General features: G+C 64.6%; 16 protein-coding genes. 10 read left to right on the top strand and 6 right to left on the bottom strand.

The genetic code is table 11. The annotated features are described in order from the left end of the window. Positions 1-5 precede the first annotated feature (5 nt). Together DB31_RS31845 and DB31_RS31840 are read left to right on the top strand one after the other, a co-directional pair. The gene (locus tag DB31_RS31845; RefSeq protein ID WP_044194523.1) at positions 6-1,397 is read left to right on the top strand and encodes an IS1380 family transposase; all 1,392 of its coding nucleotides are present in this window, start codon (positions 6-8) and stop codon (positions 1,395-1,397) included. Positions 1,398-2,045: 648 nt separating this feature from the next. Beyond that, a complete protein-coding gene (locus DB31_RS31840; protein WP_157232274.1) occupies positions 2,046-3,827 on the top strand; it encodes a M57 family metalloprotease in 1,782 nt (593 codons plus the stop codon). 192 nt (positions 3,828-4,019) lie between these two features. Here the strand turns inward: DB31_RS31840 and DB31_RS31835 are convergent, their stop codons facing one another. Both DB31_RS31835 and DB31_RS31830 read right to left on the bottom strand, forming a co-directional pair. After that, positions 4,020-7,628, bottom strand: coding sequence for a tetratricopeptide repeat protein (locus DB31_RS31835; RefSeq protein WP_044194517.1), 3,609 nt, complete (start codon positions 7,626-7,628; stop codon positions 4,020-4,022). 145 nt (positions 7,629-7,773) lie between these two features. Continuing rightward, positions 7,774-8,082, bottom strand: a complete 309-nt coding sequence (locus tag DB31_RS31830) for a hypothetical protein (RefSeq protein WP_044194514.1) — start codon at positions 8,080-8,082, stop codon at positions 7,774-7,776. A gap of 146 nt (positions 8,083-8,228) precedes the next feature. Between DB31_RS31830 and DB31_RS31825 the strand changes: the two genes are divergently transcribed. The 5 genes from DB31_RS31825 (at position 8,229) to DB31_RS31805 (ending at position 11,328) form a co-directional block, all read left to right on the top strand. Next, positions 8,229-9,149 (top strand): hypothetical protein, encoded by a 921-nt coding sequence (locus tag DB31_RS31825; RefSeq protein WP_044194511.1) that lies wholly within the window; start codon positions 8,229-8,231, stop codon positions 9,147-9,149. A gap of 3 nt (positions 9,150-9,152) precedes the next feature. Continuing rightward, the gene (locus DB31_RS31820; RefSeq protein ID WP_044194507.1) at positions 9,153-9,458 is read left to right on the top strand and encodes a hypothetical protein; all 306 of its coding nucleotides are present in this window, start codon (positions 9,153-9,155) and stop codon (positions 9,456-9,458) included. A gap of 97 nt (positions 9,459-9,555) precedes the next feature. Then, positions 9,556-9,756, top strand: coding sequence for an FHA domain-containing protein (locus DB31_RS31815; RefSeq protein ID WP_044194505.1), 201 nt, complete (start codon positions 9,556-9,558; stop codon positions 9,754-9,756). 137 nt (positions 9,757-9,893) lie between these two features. Further along, entirely contained in the window at positions 9,894-10,751 is an 858-nt protein-coding gene (locus DB31_RS31810; RefSeq protein ID WP_044194504.1) for a hypothetical protein, read from the top strand. 247 nt (positions 10,752-10,998) lie between these two features. Then, positions 10,999-11,328 carry a hypothetical protein gene (locus tag DB31_RS31805; protein ID WP_052420411.1) on the top strand — a complete coding sequence of 110 codons (330 nt, stop codon included), beginning with the start codon at positions 10,999-11,001 and terminating at the stop codon, positions 11,326-11,328. Between the two features lie 26 nt (positions 11,329-11,354). Here the strand turns inward: DB31_RS31805 and DB31_RS31800 are convergent, their stop codons facing one another. Beyond that, entirely contained in the window at positions 11,355-11,930 is a 576-nt protein-coding gene (locus DB31_RS31800) for a DUF4256 domain-containing protein (protein WP_044194502.1), read from the bottom strand. 54 nt (positions 11,931-11,984) lie between these two features. On the opposite strand from DB31_RS31800, the gene DB31_RS31795 reads away from it, so the two are divergent. Continuing rightward, positions 11,985-13,295 carry an amidohydrolase family protein gene (locus DB31_RS31795; RefSeq protein ID WP_052420410.1) on the top strand — a complete coding sequence of 437 codons (1,311 nt, stop codon included), beginning with the start codon at positions 11,985-11,987 and terminating at the stop codon, positions 13,293-13,295. 771 nt (positions 13,296-14,066) lie between these two features. On the opposite strand, the gene DB31_RS31790 is transcribed toward DB31_RS31795, so the two are convergent. Beyond that, the gene (locus DB31_RS31790) at positions 14,067-14,558 is read right to left on the bottom strand and encodes a hypothetical protein (RefSeq protein WP_157232273.1); all 492 of its coding nucleotides are present in this window, start codon (positions 14,556-14,558) and stop codon (positions 14,067-14,069) included. Between the two features lie 414 nt (positions 14,559-14,972). Here DB31_RS31790 and DB31_RS31785 point away from each other — a divergent pair, with 414 nt between their 5' ends. Beyond that, a complete protein-coding gene (locus tag DB31_RS31785) occupies positions 14,973-15,833 on the top strand; it encodes a C-type lectin domain-containing protein (RefSeq protein WP_044194497.1) in 861 nt (286 codons plus the stop codon). 182 nt (positions 15,834-16,015) lie between these two features. Here the strand turns inward: DB31_RS31785 and DB31_RS31780 are convergent, their stop codons facing one another. Further along, positions 16,016-17,311 carry an SGNH/GDSL hydrolase family protein gene (locus DB31_RS31780; protein ID WP_044194494.1) on the bottom strand — a complete coding sequence of 432 codons (1,296 nt, stop codon included), beginning with the start codon at positions 17,309-17,311 and terminating at the stop codon, positions 16,016-16,018. A gap of 173 nt (positions 17,312-17,484) precedes the next feature. Here DB31_RS31780 and DB31_RS31775 point away from each other — a divergent pair, with 173 nt between their 5' ends. Further along, entirely contained in the window at positions 17,485-17,919 is a 435-nt protein-coding gene (locus DB31_RS31775) for a YciI family protein (protein ID WP_044194491.1), read from the top strand. Between the two features lie 226 nt (positions 17,920-18,145). Here DB31_RS31775 and DB31_RS31770 read toward each other — a convergent pair whose 3' ends face one another. Then, positions 18,146-19,081, bottom strand: a complete 936-nt coding sequence (locus DB31_RS31770) for a ferritin-like domain-containing protein (RefSeq protein ID WP_157232272.1) — start codon at positions 19,079-19,081, stop codon at positions 18,146-18,148. Positions 19,082-19,242 lie beyond the last annotated feature (161 nt).

The raw sequence follows: 19,242 nt of genomic DNA, 5'->3' as shown, positions 1-19,242 counted from the left end.
ACGCGGTGAAAACAGAGTGTAACGCGAAGCAGGTCGAGTTCGACAACGTGGGGAAAAGGAAACTGGTGGCGGCGTTCGACGGCGAGCACATCTCGTCGGACGGAGGGCTGGCGCTGTTGCACCGGACGGACCAGCGGTTCGGGCTGATGAGGAAGTTCGCTGAGTGCTTCAAGGACTTGAGAAAGCCGGAGTTGATTGAGCACTCGGTGGAAGAGCTCGTCCGTCAGCGCGTGTTTGGCCTCGCCTGCGGCTACGAGGACCTGGTGGACCATGAGACGCTGCGCAACGACCCGCTGCTGGCGGCCGTGGTGGGCAAGGCGGAGCCCCAGAAGCAGCCGTTGGCCAGCCCGAGCACGCTCAACCGGCTGGAGTTGACGCCCGCGGACGCGACGGCGCAGGCCCGCTACCGGAAGGTGGTTTACGACGGCCAAGCCATCGAGAACTTCTTCGTCGAGGCGTTCCTGGATGCGCACCGTGAGCCGCTGAAACAAGTGGTGCTGGACCTGGATGCCACCGACGACCCGATTCATGGCACGCAGGAGGGCCGTTTCTTCCACGGCTACTACGGCAACTACTGCTACCTGCCACTCTACATCTTCGCGGGCGACTTCCTGCTGTGCGCCAGGCTGCGCACCGCCGACGTCGACGCTGCCGCAGGCTCGCTGGAGGAAGTGCAGCGCATCGTCTCGCGCATCCGAGCGCGCTGGCCCACCACACGAATCCTGCTGCGTGCAGACTCCGGCTTCGCTCGGGATGAGCTCATGAGCTGGTGCGAGCAGAACACCGTCGACTTCGTGTTCGGCCTTGCCAGAAACGCCCGGCTGGAAGCCATGATTGGCGAGGACCTGAAGCTGATGCGCGCCGTCTCCCTCCAGGAGCGCAAAGGCGCTCCGGTGCGGGCGTACCGGGAGTTGCGCTACCGCACGCGGGAGTCCTGGACGCGCGAACGCCGCGTCGTGGCCAAAGCAGAGTGGCTCAGCGACAAATTCAACCCGCGCTTCGTGGTGACTTCCTTGCGCACCGAGGCGTGTGGGGCCCGAGCTCTGTACGAGCAGCTCTACTGCGCCCGCGGCGACATGGAGAACCGTATCAAGGAGCAGCAGCTGGGCCTGTTCGCCGACAGGACCAGTGCCCACACCCTGCGCGCCAACCAGCTGCGCCTCTGGTTTTCCTCCGCCGCGTACGTGCTGCTCAACCTGCTGCGCCACTTCGGCCTGCGCGGCACCGAGATGGAGCGGGCCCAAGTGGGCACCCTCCGGCTGAAGCTGCTCAAGGTCGCCGCCATCGTCCGCGTCAGCGTCCGTCGTGTCGTGCTCTCGCTCAGCGCGGCGGCCCCAGTGCAGGACTTGTTCGCGCGCGTCGCGCAACAGCTCTGCGAAGTCCCAGCTCCCTCCTGACACCCTGTTGCTCTTTGACAACCTTGACGGGTCCCAACACCGGCCGGTGCAGGCTCCTGTCATGCCTGCAGCACGCTGCCGAGCTTCCTTTTGCCAAGCGCGGCAACCAGACTCCGAGGATTGAGGCCGAGCCGCCCGGCGCGCTCCTCCGTGTGACAGATCCGGGCTAGCTTCTTATACTCAGGGATAAGAGGAGACTCGTGAGGTGATCCATGCCTCTCCGGTAAGCGCGCATCGTTACCCCAGGCAGGATTGATTGCGAGACTCAAAATGATGCCTGCGCCAAGCGCTCCCCAGTGCCATCGCATGTGGTCTCCCTAAAAGCCGTTTGTAAGGGACGCGCAATATTGGGAGAGAATAATCTGCTGTCAAGCCACGCCAAGGGCTGGTGCGGGCTCAGGCGAGTTCTCGTTGGAGACGGAGCGAAATCTGCGCAAATCTTGAGTTGTGATAATCTAAGCCTCCAAGAAGCTGCTTCGGTCCTCACTCCGTGACACTGTGGACCCGTGACTTCATGAGGGGTTTGCTGGTGGCTCGGTGCAGTGCCCACTTGTGAAATTGGCGCGCTATCTCCATTTACTCAGGGCCGTGCGCCTACGGACTCATCCGGCCGAGACAATGCCACCCACTAAGAGTTCAGGAAATCCGATGAACCCAAAAATCAGAGTGCCTTTCAATGCAACTGCCAAGTTCATGACCATGGCTGGAGTCCTCATCTTGGGGGCTGCGGGCTGCGGTTCTGTCGAGGAAAGAAAGACTCCTCCTTCTTGGGAAGAGTTTGAACGTGACTCCACGCGCAGCTTCGAGGGGACCCTGTCCTTTGTGGTTGAAGGGGATTTACCGCTCACCCACGAAGAACTGCGTGACTACTACGAGCGAAACGTTGCAGCCGAAGTGCCAAGCGATCTTTCCGGCACTTTGCAGCAACCGCTCATTGTGAATCGCGTGAACTCCCAGGACGACATATGGAATGGCACGTTGCGGCGCAACTTACGATACTGCGTGAGCAATGAGTTTGGCGCCCGTAAGTCACGCGCTGTTTTTGAAATGAGTCAAGCAACCAGCGCGTGGGAAGCCGTGGCTGACGTCGATTTCATTTATGACCCGACCCATGATGCTAACTGTCACAACGGCAATGCCGCGACGACTTTCTCTGTTCGTCCTTGGTCAGGTGGGGGGGCATGCGCATTCTTCCCCTCCGGCGGTGGGTGCGTCCCACGGACCATTGTTATTGACATGACGGATCTGGACACCAATCCCTTCTATCGGCAGAACGCTCCTAACGTTACTACGCTCGGAGTCCTCCGCCACGAACTCGGCCACGTCCTGGGCTTCCGTCACGAGCACATCCGCGTCGACTGCTACGAGGATAGCTCTTGGAGAGCCCTGACAACCTACGACGCGAGTTCAGTGATGCATTACCCATGGTGCAACGGCGTTCTCACCTCAGATCTGTCGATCACCAATCTTGATGCGCAGGGTGTACGTGCTCTCTACTCCCGCTCTGCCTTTCTTTTCAACGGTGGTGTGGAATGGCTGAACGGGCCATACAATTATTCGGGCTACCAGTTCCACGTGGCGGACGTCACTGGAGACGGTAGGGCTGAGGTGGTGGGCATCAATCCCGCCGATGAACGGGCCGTTGTGTGGGCGAGCACAGGCGGCGGCTTCAGCGGTGGTGTGGAATGGCTGAACGGGCCATACAATTATTCGGGCTATCAGTTCCACGTGGCAGACGTTAATGGAGACGGCAGGGCCGACGTGGTGGGCATCAATCCCGCCGATGAACGGGCCGTTGTGTGGGCGAGCACAGGCGGCGGCTTCAGCGGTGGTGTGGAATGGCTGAACGGGCCATACAACTACTCGGGCTACCAATTCCACGTGGCGGACGTCACTGGAGACGGCAGGGCCGAGGTGGTGGGCATCAGTGCCGCCGATGAGCGGGCCGTTGTGTGGGCGAGCACAGGCGGCAGCTTCAGCGGTGGTGTGGAATGGCTGAACGGGCCATACAACTACTCGGGCTATCAATTTCACGTGGCAGACGTTAATAGAGACGGCAGGGCCGAGGTGGTGGGCATCAGTCCCGCCGATGAGCGGGCCGTTGTGTGGGCGAGCACAGGCGGCAGCTTCAGCGGTGGTGTGGAATGGCTGAACGGGCCATACAACTACTCGGGCTACCAATTCCACGTGGCGGACGTCACTGGAGACGGCAGGGCCGAGGTGGTGGGCATCAGTGCCGCCGATGAGCGGGCCGTTGTGTGGGCGAGCACAGGCGGCAGCTTCAGCGGTGGTGTGGAATGGCTGAACGGGCCATACAACTATTCGGGCTACCAGTTCCGCGTGGCGGACGTCACTGGAGGCGGCGGGGCCGACGTCGTGGGCATCAATCCCGCCGATGAGCGGGCCGTTGTTTGGACGGGCAATCATTGACCAAACGCAGCTACTGTGGGCACTACGCAGGGTGGACATCAGCGCGCGGAGGGGCGCAGCGGCTGGCATGAATTGCGCCACTCCTCCCACGAAAGAAAAGCCCAGCAACCCGTCAAGATTGCTGGGCTTCTCGGGATGGAAGCGGCGGCAATCGAACCTACCGCTGCCTTATGTATGAGGCGGGACCGAGGGCTACTGCTTCGGCGGCTCCGGCCGGCTGAGTTCCAGCGCGCGCAGCGGGGCGTCCCGGCCCAGCGCGATGAACGGTGCCCAGAAGTGAGGATGGGGCTGGGTGGTACGCAGCCAGCGCATCGCCTCGTGCAGCGCGGTGGCTCGGCCATGCCCCGCCAGCAGGTTGCGGTAGTAGGCCTCCATCAACTCGCTCGTTGTCTCGTCGTTCACCTTCCACAGGCTCATCACCACCGTCTCCGCTCCAGCCACCACGAAGGCTCGCCTCAGCCCGTACACTCCCTGGCCCAGGTTCACCTCACCTCTGCCCGTGTCACAGGCAGACAGCACCACCAGCTGCGTCCCCCACAGGTTGAGGCCTGCCAGCTCCAGCGCCGTTGCCAACGCACTTTCTGGCGGGGCCTGAGCAGCTCGGGTGTGAGAGGCCGGCCGCGCCCCCGCCCCCGCGAACATCAGCCCGGAGCGCAGCAGCGGATCCGGCGGGCTTGAGGCCTCAGGGTCCTCTCCCAACGCGCAGCATTTTCCTATGGCGCGCGAGCGTGGAGGCGCGGAGGCATCCTTCAAGAAGAAGCCGTGCGTGGCCAGGTGCAGGATGCTCGGGGGAGGCAGTTGCAGCAGCCGCTCCTTGGTGGCCTCTGCGCCCAGGAAGAGCTGAGCCTGGGGCACCAGACGCTGGATGGCTTCGGCCTCCTGGCGGGTGCCTGGCAATGGCACAGGCGCCCATGCTCGCTGCGTCGGCTCCTCGCTCAGCCTGGAGAAGAAGCGCTCGAGAGAGCTGGAGCGGTAGGCCTGCGCTGAAGGCGCTTCCATCGAGGGAGCGGGTGTTGGCAACGGGGCGCTGAAGTCCGGATCGGCCAGGACGACCACGGAGGTCGCGGGGGCTCCCTCCAGGGGGCGAGGCAGCAGATCCTTGCCGGAGGTGAGGTAGCTGAAATCGAAGCGCTCCACGAGGAACTGCTCTCCATCGTGCAGGGCGGCAAACGGCACCAGGGCCAGCTGTCCATCCGGGGAGAGGAAGAGACGGCGCGTCTTCCCTAACAGCGGAAGCAGCGGTTGGAACGCCTGCTGGTAGAGCGCCTGAGCGTGGGTTTGGAAGGCAGTGTCCCGGTTGGCCAGCGCGTCTCTCAGGCGCGTGGCGGCCACATCCATCGGCTCGGCGGGGCCGAGATCCCGGACGCGAATGGTGGCGTCTGGCAAGAGCACCAGCGCCAGGTAGCGCAGCTGTCCCTTGAGCTGTTCCTGCGGTGTACCGGGTTTGGGCACCAGCGGACGGTCCTCATAGGTGATGAACTCGATGAGGGCGCCATCTCTGGGCAGGGCTTGGGCGACACGGTCCACAATCTCGCCGGGAGGCGGCAGTGCGGCCAGCGCGCGCAGGGGGGCCGAGCGCCTGGCCAGGCCCGCTTCGAGCGCATCACCCTGCTCGGAGAGCTCTTTGAGGTGTTGTTGGTAGGCGGTGGGTGTCAGCGAGCCAGGGCCTTGGAGCGACAGCGTGGCCAGTTGGGTGCGCAGCCCGCGCAACCGCTCGAAGGTGTCGCGCTCCTGGGCTCCCAGGCTCCGGTAGACGGAGCGGGAGATGTCGGCCGTCTCCTCCGCGGAGCGGCCTTTGAGCAGCAACGCGGCGCCCAGGGCCAGCCGTCTCACGCGGGCGTCATCAGGATGCGCGTGCAGCAGCGCATAGATGCGTTCCTCGTCGGTGCGCAGCAGCTGGAGAAAGCTGGCCAGGCGCGCCTCGGAGAGATCAAGGGCCTCGTGGCGCAGGCGCCGCTCGGACACGGCAAAAGCGCGGGTGAACAGCGGAACGGCGGCGCCGAGACGATTCTGGGCCAGCCTGAGTAAGGCGATGCGGTTGAGAGCGCTGACAACATCGGGGTGGTTCTTGCCGAGGACTGCTTCCACGATGGCCAGCGCGCGCTTGTGGAGCGACTCGGCCCGGTCGTACATCCCCTGCTCCTGGTAGAGGTTGGCCAGGCCAGTGAGCGAAGCGACGACTGCGGGAGCGGTGACGGCTTCGGAAGGATTCTGACCGAGCACCGCTTCAAAAATGGCGAGCGCGCGTTCGAAGAGCGGCTTGGCCCGGTCGTGCATCCCCTGTTCCCCGTAGAGGAGGGCGAGGCCGGTGAGCGTTCTGGCGACGTCAGGGTGGGTCTTGCCGACAGCCGCTTCCTCAATGGCGAGCGCGCGCTGGTAGAGCGGCTCGGCCTGGTCGTACATCCCCCGGGTCTTGTAGAGGCTGGCGAGATCGTAGAGCGAGGCGGCGACATCAGGATGGTCCTTGCCCAGGGTCGCTTCCCGCATGGCGAGCGCGCGCTGGTAGAGCGGCTCGGCGCGGCCGTACATCCCCTGCTCCGCATAGAGGATGGCGAGGCCGTGGAGCGAGAAGGCGAGACTGGGATGATTCTGGCCGAGGGCCGCCTCCTTGATGGCGATCGCGCGCTGGTAGAGCGGCTCGGCCCGGTCGTATATCCCCTGCTCCCTGTAGAGGTTGCCCAGGTTGTTGAGCGATTTGGCAACGTCGGGATGGTCCTTGCCAAGGCTCGCTTCCCGAATGGTGAGCGCGCGTTCGAAGAGCGGCTTGGCCCGGCCGTACATTCCCTGACGTTGGTAGAGATGGGCGAGGTCGTTGAGCGAATCGGCGACGTTGGGATGGTCCTTGCCAAGCGCCGCCTCCCGAATGGCGAGCGCACGCTGGTAGAGCGGCTCGGCCTGAGCGTACTTCCCTTGGAGCCTGTAGAGCTCGGCGAGGTTGTTCAGCGCGCTGGCGACGGCAGGGTGGTTCTTGCCGAAGGTCTCTTCCATGAGGGCGAGCGCGCGCTGGTAGAGCGGCTCGGCGCGGCCGTACATCCCCTGCTCCACATAGAGGATGGCGAGGTTGTTGAGCGAGGCAGCGATGGAGGGGTGATTCTTGCTGAGGGCCGCTTCCCGAATGGCGAGCGCACGCTGGTAGAGCGACTCGGACTGTGTGTACTTCCCCTGGAGCTTGTAGAGCGTGGCGAAGCTGTTGAGCGATTGGGCAACGTCGAGATGGTTCTTACCAAGGGCCGCCTCCCGAATGGCGACCGCGCGCAGGTAGAGCGGCTCGGCCTGAGCGTACTTCCCCAGATCCCTGTAGAGGTTGGCGAGACTGGTGAGCGATTGGGCAACGTCGGGATGGTCCTTGCCGAGCGCCGCTTCCCGAATGGCGAGCGAGCGCTGGTAGAGCGGCTCGGCACGGCCCCTCATTCCCTGGGCCACGTAGAGATTGGCGAGGTTGTAGAGCGATTGGGCAACGTCGGGATGGTCCTTGCCGAGCGCCGCTTCCCGAAGGGTCAGCCCGCGTTGAAGCAGTGGCTCGGCCTGGGCGAAGTTCCCCTGCTGCAGGTGCACCCCGCCGAGCAGATCCAGACACGTGGCGACCTCTGGATGCGTGCCCCCGAGAACCGCCTCCCGCAGGCCGAGCGCACGCTCACCCCGCGCCACAGCCTCGGCGTACTTGCCCGCCTTGTTGAGCGTTATCGCCTCGTCATAGGCCGTCTGCGCTTCCTGTAGCCGCGCATCCGGCTGCTGCGCGCCCACCGCACTGGCCGCACAGCACAGGGCCACTACCATTCCCCACCCAAGAACCTGCCGCATGTCTCCCCCCGGGCTCCTCTGAGCCCCGCCTGCTGTCAGGGGTGGGATCCAATCCGGTGCATTGGGCAAAGTCCAGAGACTTTGTGGGTAGGACGATGCGAGGGGAGGAGGGGGGCTCGGCGCATGCCCTTTGGCAGGGCCGCCCTCAGCTCAGCTTGGGCGGAACGCGGTAGAGCTCGTGCACGTCCTCGTGGTGGGCGAGGCCCATCGCCTCGCGTTGAACGATGAGGGTCCACTTGAGGTACTCCGCTTCACGCCGCTTCTCGTCGTACTCGGCGACCCTCTTCTCACGCGCGGCTCCGAGTGGCATCGCTTGCATCTGTGCTCCCAACTCCCGCAGCGCTGTGAGCTGACGGTCCAGCCTGTGGCCCACGGCCTTGAGGCTGGAGGCCGCCTCGGCGCGGAGATGGACCTCAATGGAAAGCGTGCCGCCGACCGGTGCTCGACTCGACATGACCCTCTGCTCCTTTCGTTCTCTCGTGCGGAGCGTAAGAAGGAGGGAGGGGACGCGCTTGAATGAATGCGACACGCGTGGAGAGCGGCTGACCCGGCTGTCTCACTGCGCGTGAATACCGGCTGGATGCGTCCGTCCTCTGCGGCATGCTCAACGCTTATCGCGCCACCGTGCTGCTCGCCCTGTTGGCCACGTCTGCGACCGTGGCGTGGGCCGAAACCCCCGTGTCGCCCGTGCCGATGATCGTCGCCCAGGAGGGGAGTGTCGTCTACGTGGGAATGGACGGCCCACGAATCCTCGCGGACTGCCGACAGACCATCGATAAGCGCATGCTCGGAGGTCCTGAGCGGGGCAAGATCGTGCGCGAGTCGAAGCCGTGCAGCTTCTTCGGGCTCGCCGTGCACCCGCAGACAGGACGCTGGGCGGCATCCGCAGACGTCACAGGGGACAGCGATATCCCCTCGAGCCGTCTGGTGAGCTTCGTGGTGTCGGGTCGCGAGCTCGCCGTGCCCACCAGCAAGGCCGGACGTGCCAAGGGCGGCACCTTCCTCGTCCTCGGAGACCTCAACGGAATCGTGGCCATCACCCCCGGCATGCTGGAGACGTGGTCGGAGACATGGACGCAGGGGGCGCGCTTCTTCCCTCAGTTCCCCGAGCAGTTCACGCCGGACGGCTCGCGCGTGCTCGTCTCCGTGGCAGATTCGACCCTGTACGAGTGGTGGAGTTGGAACTTCGGCCCGCGGCCCGAGGGCATTCGCGTGCTCCCTCGCGGCCTGACCGACACCGCGGGCAACATGCTGGTCAACGGTGAGCCGCGCACCGTGCTGAGGCATCCCAGCCGTGGCGTCCGTCTCGCCACGTTGGACAGGGCGGGCAAGAAGCCGTGGCAGGTCGGCCCTCCCTTGCGGCAGGTCCGCCTCGGGATGCTGACGCCCGTGGTGCTCGGGGACACGATGCTGTTCTATCGCGAAGGCACGCGCGGGACCGACTGCGAGGGGCCCGATTCCTCGACCTACCGGCGCGTCGAGTTGAGCACCGGCCAGGAGCGGGTCTGGCGACTTCACTAGGGAATGTGCAGCTCTCACGACTCCTTCGACGCGGCGAGCCCGCTCCGGCGGACCGTGTATTTCCGCGAGGGTGTTCCTCACTACACCCCCGTTCGTCTGTACGAGTACGATCTGGATCGCGATGCGACCCGCGAGCTGGCGATTGAATCGGTGATCCGTGTGCTCGACATCAGCGAGGATGGACGGACGCTGCTCGTGGACACGTTTGGCGGGCTCGTGCTGTATGACGTCGTCGCGGACAGCTCGACCCCGGTGAAGGGCCTGGGAAAGATCAACGATGCGGGGCTGCTGAACGCCTCGGATGGATAGAGTGCGCAGCAACAGGATTGAACATGCCAGAGCTTGTGTTCTTTCGCCGGGGCTCGGCCGCGCCGAGGACAATGACATCGTCATTCCGGATCCCCACGTGAGCCGCCATCACGCGGCGCTGAGGCAGGAGGGCGCGCGCTGGGTGCTGGAAGACTTGACGGATCCTGGCAACGCGCTGGTCATCCAGGACCGGTTCGTCTCCAGCCGCCACCTGCAGGTGACCCGGCACGAGGCATGCTTCCACGTGAGGGACTTGAACTCCACCAATGGCACGTACCTGGACCAGGAAGAGGGATGAATCCTTTGACCGCCCGAATGAATAAGGGCCCGGACTGACCGTCCCTGGCGGCACGGGCCCTCGCAGCCACCCTCTCCGAGCCCGTCCTCACCGGCTGCTCGCACCCATCCCGGCCTTCCTCCGGGGAAGGTACATCCATGCTCGCTCGCATCCTCTCGATTCTCCTCTCGCTGTCCGTCTTCCTCCCCTCTGCTGCGATGGCCGACTGGAACAGGAACGACGGGTTCCGGAACAAGCCCAAGAAGGCCTCCGGCTACGACGACGATTACGAGAAGGACTCGAAGAAGAAGAGCACGAGCGAGGAAGACGCAACGTCTTCGGATGCGGAGGAAGCGTCGGAGTCCGAGGGTGAAGACGGCGCTGCGGGCTCAGGCGTCGCCGTCGGGGCGCGCCTCGGATTCGGGTTGCCTTTCGGCAAGCTGGGCTTAGGGGAAGACGCTGGAGAGGTGTCGCCCGCGCTGAGCGACCTCGTCAGCGGCGGCTTCCCAGCGCAGCTCGACGTCGGATACTTCATCGACTCCCGCCTCTACGTGGGCGGCTTCTTTCAGTACGGGCTGATGATGTTCGGCCAGGAGTGCCCCGCCCCCGCAGACTGCAGTGCCAGCCAGCTTCGGTTCGGCCTCAATGCCGCTTACTCCTTCACGCCGGAGGGCAAGCTGAGCCCCTGGATGGGCCTGGGGATCGGGTACGAGATGTTGAACGTCAACGTCTCGTCGAAGATCGAAGGCATCACCTTCAAGGTCGGCCAGAGTCTCCGCGGGTTCGAGTTCGCGAACCTCCAGGGCGGCGTCGACTTCCGGATCGGCAAGTCCTTGTGGGTGGGCCCCTACGCAAACTTCACCGTGGGGCAGTACTCGCACCTGAGCCTCGATCTGGGCGATCTCGGCGGTATCGGTGGCGAGCCCGGTGAGGAGGAGGGGCTGTCCGGCGAGATCCCGAACAAGGCCTTCCACTTCTGGCTCATGGGCGGCGTGCGGGTCCTCTTCCGGATCTGAGCTCCGGGGACTGTCTTCCAAAGGTGGGCTTGGCGAAGTTCCGTGGGAGCCCACCCGTAATCTGTGCCCTAGCGAGGTGTGGCTGGGGAGGGGCAGGTGGGGGAACACGGGTGGGAGTACCGGCGCAGGCGGCCGGAGGGGACGGTGCTGTACGAGGCGGCGAGGGACAACCTAGCCACGCTGGTGGAGGAGGCGAGCGAACAGTGCACCTGGTGGAGCAGGTGCTGCCGCACGTGCCCTACCGGCAGTGGACGCGGACGAGGCGAAGAAGACCGCTGTCTTTCCGCACGTGATCGCCTCGCTGGGCCACTACCTGAGCGCCGCGGCGGGGCTCTCCGTGGGCGCTCCCATGGCCTACCTGGTGGCGCCGCCCATGGAGGCCACCATCGGCTTCGCCATGGCGCTGAAGGAGGCGGACGTGAGCGTGGTGAAGATCTTCCCGCCCCCCTCGGAGACGAACTTCGCGTCCGCTTGGCTCACGGGCTCGCTGGAGTCCTGCGAAGCCGCCGCGGTGGCCTTCTGTGAGGCCGTTGTCCGCGTCGCGGCGAGTCCCAGGGGTGAGATCTGGGGAAGTTGAGGGCCGCTCCGTCCCCTCCTCCGCGTTTAGATCTTGAGCGAGCCTCGGAACCCCCTGGCGGCATAATAAGAGGGGGCGCCGTTGTGATACACGAAGACAGTGTCATAGCGGCGATCACAGAAGAGAGCACCGCCGAGCTTTCTAATCTCAGGGGGTGTTTGCACCCAGCTCGACGTCTTCGTGTCGAACTCTCCAAGCTGCTGCAATTCCCGATATTGCTCTTCCGTTAGAAGCTCAATGCCCATGGCAGCTGCCATGTTCATGGCGTTGTTTTCGGGTTTGTGTTCCTTCCTGGAGTCCAGACTTTCACGGTCGTAACAAACACTTCTGCGGCCTTTGGGGCTCTCCTCCGAACAATCATAGAAGATGCACTCGCCCGTCTTCTTGTCATAGCCCACGACATCCGGTTCGCCCCCCGTCCTCTCCATTTCATGGAGTGACCACAGCTTCCCAGGATTGGCTTCCAGCCTTGCTTGGACTTTGGCCCATTCAAGACCTTTGTGGCGCTTCATGTTCTTCTCGAAACGGGCTTTCAATGCTCCGAGCAGCTCTTCACGCTGCGCGGGTGACAGCTTATTCTTGTTGCCATTGACCGTTTTCATGCTTTCATTGTTGTTGTCGGTGAATAGTGTGTCAAGCGCACTCTCGGAGGTCTCATGAGCCAGTTCGTCACGGTGTTGTCGTTGCTCCTCCTGGCCGGGAGCGCGGCGGCCCAGCCCGTTCCGCAGAGCGCTCCCAAGAAGACGCGGGTCGTCCGCGCGGCCCGGCTGCTCGATGTCCGCGCCGGCACCTTCCTCGAGAACCCGGTCATCGTGATCGAGAACGAGCGGATCTCGGCGGTGGGGCCCGGCCTGCCGGTTCCTGAAGGGGCGGAGGTGATCGACCTCGGCGCAGCCACCGTGCTGCCGGGGCTGATTGACGGCCACACGCACCTGATGGCGCGGATGCCCGAGACACCCGAGGGCTATGCCCTGGACCTGATCACCAAGTCCCAGGCGTTTCGTGCGCTGGAGGGTGCGGCGAACGCCCGGGCCACGCTGCGCGCCGGCTTCACCACCGTCCGGGATGTCGAGAGCGAGGGGGCCTTCTACGCGGATGTCGCGTTGCGAGATGCCATCCGCCAGGGGCTGGTGGAAGGGCCCAGGATGCTGGTGTCCACCCGAGGGATTGGCGCGGTGGGCACCTACTATCCGAACGGCCTCTCACCCGACCTCAAGGATCCCCCCACCGGCGCGCAGCTCATCAGTGGCGCCGAGGAGGCGCGCCGCGCGGCACGGGAGCAGCTGGGCCATGGCGCCGATCTCCTCAAGCTCTACGCGGACTGGCACCATCCCACGCTCACCGTCGACGAGATGCGCCCCGTCGTCGAGGAGGCGCACAAGGCCGGCCGCAAGGTGGCTGCCCACGCCGTGACGAGCGAAGCCATCCGCAACGCCCTGGCAGCCGGCGTGGACTCGATCGAACACGGGCATGAGGCGGATCGCGCCACCCTGGAGCTGATGAAGAAGCAGGGAGTCTTTCTCGTCCCGACCATTGGCTACTTCGAGCTGTCTTTGGTGGACGCTCCCAATGACCAGGCGCGGCAGTTCCGCGACAAGACGCTTCAGGCCCTGCGCAAAGAGGTGGCGCTCGCGCACAAGCTCGGCGTGAAGATCGTCAGCGGCTTCGACGCAAGCTCGGCATCAGGCCAGGGGAGCAACGCCTGGGAGGTGGTGGCGCTCCAGCGCGCCGGGCTCCCGCCCATCGAGGCGATCCGGTCGGCCACCTCGCGGGCCGCGGAGCTGCTCGGGCTCCAGGAACACGTGGGCACGCTGGAGCCGGGCAGGTACGCCGATCTGATCGCCGTCTCGGGCTCCCCGCTTGAGGATGTGACGGAGCTGCAGCGCGTCCGGTTCGTGATGAAGGGAGGGCTCGTGGTCCGAAACGAGCTCCCCTCCAGCACCCAGGCCTCTGCTCTGGGGCAATAGTCTCAGGTTGAGGGGCTTTCCCGCGGTCCCCGCGATCGAAAGCCCGCGTTTCTGGAGAATCGTTTCCACTCTTAATCCTCGCAGAGACCACAGGTCTTCCTGCATCTTTCCTGAACGTTTGGCTGCCCACAGCTGAGCATGGAGTTTGCGGTACCGCTGCGGGCGAACCTTTCACGCGTTCAATGTCGACGCGGAGAAGACCGCCGCGCTCCCCTGGGAGCGGCTCGCGACGCTGGGGCGGCAGGCCCGCATCGAAGCAGGCAGTGTCGAACTCTTCGAGCGAGTCCACGAGGACGAGGTCCAGCACGAGAAGTTGTTCGCGTTGTTGGCAGACGCCCTCACGGCCGATGATCGTCTGAGAGAGGGCCTCAGCGTCGAGGCGCTCGCCGGGAGGATTGGAGCGATTCACCCGGGTTTCCTGCCCTGGAATCAGAGGACCGCGGAGGCGCGCCACCTCCTGGGAAGCGGAGGCCGCGGTGAAGACGTCCTTCATGCTCGGAGTGCACCACGGCGATCCCTCCATGATCGTCACACCGGAAGCGCTGGCCGCCCTGGTCCAGGCGCTTCGGTCCAAGGGTGTGATGGACGTGGCGGTGCTCGAGGCCCCCACGGGGTACGATCGATTCTGGAGCACCTGGGATTGCGCTCCTGTCCGCTGCCCTCCTCGGCCCCTCCTCTCCAGTCCTCGCCCTCAACATGGCCTCTATTCCACCTATGCGTGGCCCAACCCTGTATTTCAATGCCGCGAACGGTTCCCGTACTCGGATACGGTCATTCCTCGAGCGCGCTCAGCCTTCGCGACAGATCCGCTATCGGCTTGTCGTACACCTCCCATCGGCCATAGTCCTTCTTCCCGCCTTTGATGATCTCCTTTGCGCTCGCTCCGGACTTCCGAAAATCCCGCTTCGAAAGAAACGCGCAGTACCAACCATGGCTCGTGTCGAAGTAGAGGAAGCTGGCAAGGAACTTCCCCAAGGTGAGGTTCAAGGGAAACAGGTGATTGGCCCTGCCATCGAAATAACACAGGGCATACTGCTTCTTCTCATCATGGAAATCGACGACGATCCCGGTTCCCGTCCCTTCAATGGAAACGAACTCCTTCAATCGGGATAGCTTGTTGAAATGCGCCCAGTCGCTTTGGGTCTGACCACGCTCCTCCAGCCATAGACGGCCATAGAAGGCGTACTTCCTGGCGGTCCTATGAACCACCTCTGGGTTCTCTTCATCGAGTTCAGGATGCCTTGGTTTGAACCCATCGAACATCGTTGGCAGGTCATTGATCAGCCCACGCCAATTCGTGCCCGTCTTTTCAAACACAATCCACAGGCCGCGAAATAGTCGGATCAGCTGATATTGAATCGTCGTCTGGCGGACGCGGTCAGCGAGTCAGCAATCTTCTCGAACAGTTCTGGCTTCATGAGCATGCTCTCGTGTTCATGGCGTGGAGAGGTTGTCCTTCACCGGTGTGGCCAGGAGGATAGCGCCCAGGGCGGACTGGAGTCCGGTGAGAATGCTGGGCTGCAGGAGACGTGGCCGCCTGCGCTTGCCCAGTCTCAGGTGTGAGCGGTTTCACCGTTTTCGCGTGGGCGGGCTCACTGAGCCACATCGCGCTGGCTGGCACTGTGTGCTCCATCAAGGGCGCCACTGACGGTGCTCTTAAACACAGGAGGTACTGCCATGCCGTTGTTCTCTCTCATCAAGAAGCCTTTCTCCCTGCTGTGCACGCTGGCCCTCACGGTCTCGCCCCTGGTGGGCTGTGGAGGAGCGCCACTGGAGGCCGGGTTCGAGGAGGAAGTGAAACTGGGCACCACCGAGCAGGCTATCAGCTACAACGGGGGCGACTACCTGTTCGTCACCACGCCCAAGACCTGGAATGAGGCACGCAGCGCCTGCCTCATTCAGGGCTATGACCTGGTCACCATCGATGACAGCGCCGAGGAGGCTTTCCTTCAGACCCAGGAGGCGGCTCGCAACATGCGCAACGTGTGGATCGGCTACACGGATCAGGGCTTCGAGGGGCTTTGGGCCTGGGCCAACGGCGTGTCCACGTACACCCACTGGTACCCCGGCCAGCCCGATGACTACCTGCAGCAAGAGGACTGCGCCGTGGATCGGTACACCAACCCGAGCCAGAACATCCAAAGTGAGGAGTGGAATGACTTCCGGTGTGACGAGACCTTTTCCTTCATCTGCGAGCGCCGGCCGGAGCCCACGGCCAACCGCGGCAGCTTCTCCTACAGCACCTCGAACACCTCCTCCGCCACGGCCAACACCTACAACTACGTGATCAACCTGTACGCCGGCCAGCTCTTCACCCTCGGTACCTGCGGAGTGCCGGGTTCCACCGGCACCGGAGACACGTACCTGCGGTTGTTCAATCCGTCCGGGCAGGAGATTGCCTCCAATGACGACTCGCAAGGCGCTTGTGGCATTTTGTCCAACTTCTCCGTCATCGTGCCGGTGACGGGCACGTACGTGGTGCGCGCTGGGTGCTACGGCACCGGGCTCTGCAGCGGGACGGTGGCCTTCAACTACTAACCCCAGAGCCTTCAGGAGCGTGATTCCACCAGGCTGGGCGCGCGCTCACGGCGCCCCATGCCCCACGTACCGGCTCGACACCACCGTAGTAGCTTCGGGGCCATGGCCGCAAAGGCCGAGGAGTGGGTGCGCGACACCTTGTATGTATGTGTTAGGCGGGTGAAGTCCCCTCGTGAGCTGCGCTACCGGAACAAGGCGAGCTCGATGGCCTGGGCCATCGCCTCGTAGCCGGTATCGTTGGGGTGCAGGTGGTCGCCGCTGTCGTACTCCGCGCGCAGTTGGAGCGGGTCGGCTGGGTCACGGGTGGCCGCTTCGAAGTCGATGATGCCTTGGGCCTGTGCGGTGTTCGCGCGAATCCAGGCATTCACCGCCAGCCGTTTGGCATCCGTCTCCTGGCTGTAGTACGGCGGAAAGGCGCCCTTGAACGGGAGGAGGGTGCCCAGGAACACCTTGACGTTGCGTGCCTTCGCCTGGTTCACCATCGTCTGGAGGCCGGCGGTGATTTGGTCGGCCGTCACCGCCTGCTCCGGCACGAAGGCTCCGAAGCCGATGTCGTTGATGCCCAGCAGGATGATGGCGTGGGTGACGCCCGTTGTTCCCAGCACGTCACGCTGGAAGCGGTCCACTCCCCGAGGCCCGCTGACGTCGTTGAGCACCCGGTTGCCCCCAATCCCGTGGTTGACCACGCTGAACCCTTTCATCGCCGGGTCGGCCGCGATGCGACGCGCAAGGAAGTCGGGGTAGCGGTTGACCGCATCCACGGTCGACGCCGCTCCATCGGTGATGGAATCCCCGAAGGCGACGATGACTCCGCGGGCATCGTCGGTGCGCACGTCGATGCCGGTCACCCAGTAGTACGACTGCCGAGTCTCCGTCGGGGTGAAGGTCTCGCTTCCGAGGGCGTTTCCGGCCGCGACCGAGCTGGTCTGCTGCCCCTGTGAGTGCAGGGTCGCCACGGGCGTCTTCTGGGGCACGTACACGGTGACTGCCACGTCCGTCTGGGGTGGGAGCGAGAAGCGCGTCTCGTCACTCCAGGCCTCCTGGCCCGCAGGAACCGTCACGGACTCCTGACCGTTGAAGCGCAGGACGGTGTCCGTGGTGGCCTGGATGGAGGCGCCGCCCATGCTGCGGGCGATGTGCACCCCGCCCAGGGTGACCGGATCGTCGCCGAAGAGGTTCGACACCCTCACCCGGACTGTATCCCCGCCGGCCGATGCCCTCATCACATGGCGTATCGATTGGTCCTGGAACGATTGCGGCTCCGGCGGCGGCGCTCCCAGGATGGGAAGAGTCTCGGCGTAGTCCTGCGGCGAGGCCGTCCATGTGGCCTGCAGCTGCCGTGCAGCGTCGTCGTCATCGTCGCAGGCGCTCAGTCCGGCGGCGAGGCACGCGGCGGCCATGAAGCCGAAGAGGCGCCGGCGGGTCATCGCCTCCGGCCAGAGACGGGGAGGGATGGCTTTCGGAGGGGTGGCTCTCATGAAGGGTTCTCCTCTGGATTTCCTAGGGGTGTAACGTATTGAAAATGCAGGCGTTTCACTGAAAACGTCAGGCGACGGCAAAAAAAATGGAGCGCGTGTCGATCCGGTCTGGGCTGATTCGACGCCATTTTAGAAGCGAGGCATGACGCCGAGCTCGAACCCGGGAGAGAACGATGAGGGTCATGGTGGTTGTGAAGGCGACGAAGAACTCGGAAGCGAACGTCATGCCGAGCGAGAAGCTCCACGCGGAGATGGGCAAGTACAACGAGGAGCTGGTCAAGGCCGGCATCATGCTCGCCGGAGAAGGTTTGCATCCCAGCTCCAAGGGCAAGCGGATCCAGTTCTCGGGGGGCAAGCGCACCGTGGTCGATGGACCGTTCGCCGAGACCAAGGAGCTCATCGCGGGCTTCTGGCTCTGGCAGGTCAAGTCGATGGAGGAGGCGGTTGAGTGGGCTCGCCGCTGTCCTGATCCGATGCCGGGCGAGGACGCCGAGCTCGAGATCCGTCCTGTCTTCGAAGCGGACGACTTCGGCGAGGAGTTCACCCCCGAGCTCCGCGCGCAAGAGGACCGCCTGCGCGCCGAGATCGAGAAGCGAGCGGGCAAGTAGAGGTGTCTCCTCGGGATGCGCTGAGGGAAACCAATACGAGATCCCCGCAGAGGCCCCTTCGAGATCTCCGGGCGGTGGGAACCCGAGAGCCACGTGGACGGCACTGCGACGAGGCGCAGAGGCAGCAAGCTCGGGACTTTGGCGCGCACCACAAACCGCCGAGGCTCACCTCGGGGCGCCGCTCTGGGGCAGAGACGCCAGAGGGGCACATGGAGGGCTGGCGCGGCTACGCGACGAGCGCCGCCAGTCCCTGAAGCAGGCTCAGCGCTTGGTCACGGGAGGGGACTCCTGCCTCGCGCACGAAGTGCTCGGGCGGAGGCTGGCTGCCCACTTCATGCTCCAGCGCGCGCAGCGTCTCCCGGCGAAGCTGGAGGATTCGCTCACGCTCCGGCGGGGTGAGGCGCTCCGCAGCCCAGGCATCCACGGCCCAAGCCAGCTCAGCGTGGCGCAGCTCGTCTCGCGAGATGGAGCCCAACGCGCGGCGTACCTCCGCGTCACCCGCGGTGCGCGCCTGCCAGCCGGTGACCAGCGCGCCGAAAGTCTCGCGTACGCAGCCTTCGACCGCATTCTCCGCGCACATGGCCTCCAGGGAGCGGGGCTGGAAGGGCGGAATGTCCACCTCGGGCATGCTCGCTCCGTGGCGGTGCGCCAGGGCCTGCATGATGCGAGTGTGGCGCACCTCGTCCTGGGCCGAGCGCCGTGCCGCGCTCACCAGGGCCTCCGGGGCGCCATGCGCGAGCAGCTCGTCGGCAAGCCGGAGGAAGGCTGGGACCGAAGCCGCTTCCAGCCAGGCGACATGGGCATAGAGCGCGCCAAGCTCACATCCTGGCTCGTGCTGCTGTGCCTCTCGCAGCCCCTCCGGCCGGCGGCCATCGTTGGAACACGAGTAGTAGTCGCACTGGGTCTTCATTCGCCCATCGTCGGAGATCGCCCAACAGGCGATCGCGGTGGTTCCAGCGGAGCTCTTGGGGCATTTGCTGCAGTTCGTGGTTCCATCCGGATTGCGCTCGACGCTGTCGATGATGCGGGGAGCTGGCCCTCCGCAGTCGTCGGTCGGCCCGCAGGCCGTCAATGGGAGCGCGGGCGCGGCAAGCAGCAGGCGGTACAGGGTGCTTCTCACCACGCGGTTCGTCGGCAGCAACCCACGCTTTCGCAAGACCATGGAGTTCCCCTTGTTTGGACGCTCCATGGACTAGCAAGGGCTTTGCCAGCCAGCCGCCACCGTCCGAGACGCAGGCGCAGGGGACACGCGAAGCAGGGGCAGGGCTGCCAGCCATGACCCGTGGGCCACGAATTTCTGAGTCAGCGGACGTGGCCGGCGCC

Origin of the sequence: Hyalangium minutum, assembly GCF_000737315.1 — a bacterium.
GTDB classification, from domain to species: domain Bacteria; phylum Myxococcota; class Myxococcia; order Myxococcales; family Myxococcaceae; genus Hyalangium; species Hyalangium minutum.
The sequence above is the reverse complement of the archived record's forward strand: the minus strand, read 5'-3'. Positions and strand labels throughout refer to the sequence as shown.

Excerpts from the sequence above, each read along its gene's own strand:
- DB31_RS31840 (WP_157232274.1), top strand. The coding sequence starts at position 2,046 with ATGAACCCAAAAATCAGAGTGCCTTTCAATGCAACTGCCAAGTTCATG.
- DB31_RS31835 (WP_044194517.1), bottom strand. The coding sequence starts at position 7,628 with ATGCGGCAGGTTCTTGGGTGGGGAATGGTAGTGGCCCTGTGCTGTGCG.
- DB31_RS31830 (WP_044194514.1), bottom strand. The coding sequence starts at position 8,082 with ATGTCGAGTCGAGCACCGGTCGGCGGCACGCTTTCCATTGAGGTCCAT.
- DB31_RS31825 (WP_044194511.1), top strand. The coding sequence starts at position 8,229 with ATGCTCAACGCTTATCGCGCCACCGTGCTGCTCGCCCTGTTGGCCACG.
- DB31_RS31820 (WP_044194507.1), top strand. The coding sequence starts at position 9,153 with ATGTGCAGCTCTCACGACTCCTTCGACGCGGCGAGCCCGCTCCGGCGG.
- DB31_RS31810 (WP_044194504.1), top strand. The coding sequence starts at position 9,894 with ATGCTCGCTCGCATCCTCTCGATTCTCCTCTCGCTGTCCGTCTTCCTC.
- DB31_RS31800 (WP_044194502.1), bottom strand. The coding sequence starts at position 11,930 with ATGAAAACGGTCAATGGCAACAAGAATAAGCTGTCACCCGCGCAGCGT.
- DB31_RS31795 (WP_052420410.1), top strand. The coding sequence starts at position 11,985 with ATGAGCCAGTTCGTCACGGTGTTGTCGTTGCTCCTCCTGGCCGGGAGC.
- DB31_RS31790 (WP_157232273.1), bottom strand. The coding sequence starts at position 14,558 with ATGTTCGATGGGTTCAAACCAAGGCATCCTGAACTCGATGAAGAGAAC.
- DB31_RS31785 (WP_044194497.1), top strand. The coding sequence starts at position 14,973 with ATGCCGTTGTTCTCTCTCATCAAGAAGCCTTTCTCCCTGCTGTGCACG.
- DB31_RS31780 (WP_044194494.1), bottom strand. The coding sequence starts at position 17,311 with ATGAGAGCCACCCCTCCGAAAGCCATCCCTCCCCGTCTCTGGCCGGAG.
- DB31_RS31775 (WP_044194491.1), top strand. The coding sequence starts at position 17,485 with ATGAGGGTCATGGTGGTTGTGAAGGCGACGAAGAACTCGGAAGCGAAC.
- DB31_RS31770 (WP_157232272.1), bottom strand. The coding sequence starts at position 19,081 with ATGGTCTTGCGAAAGCGTGGGTTGCTGCCGACGAACCGCGTGGTGAGA.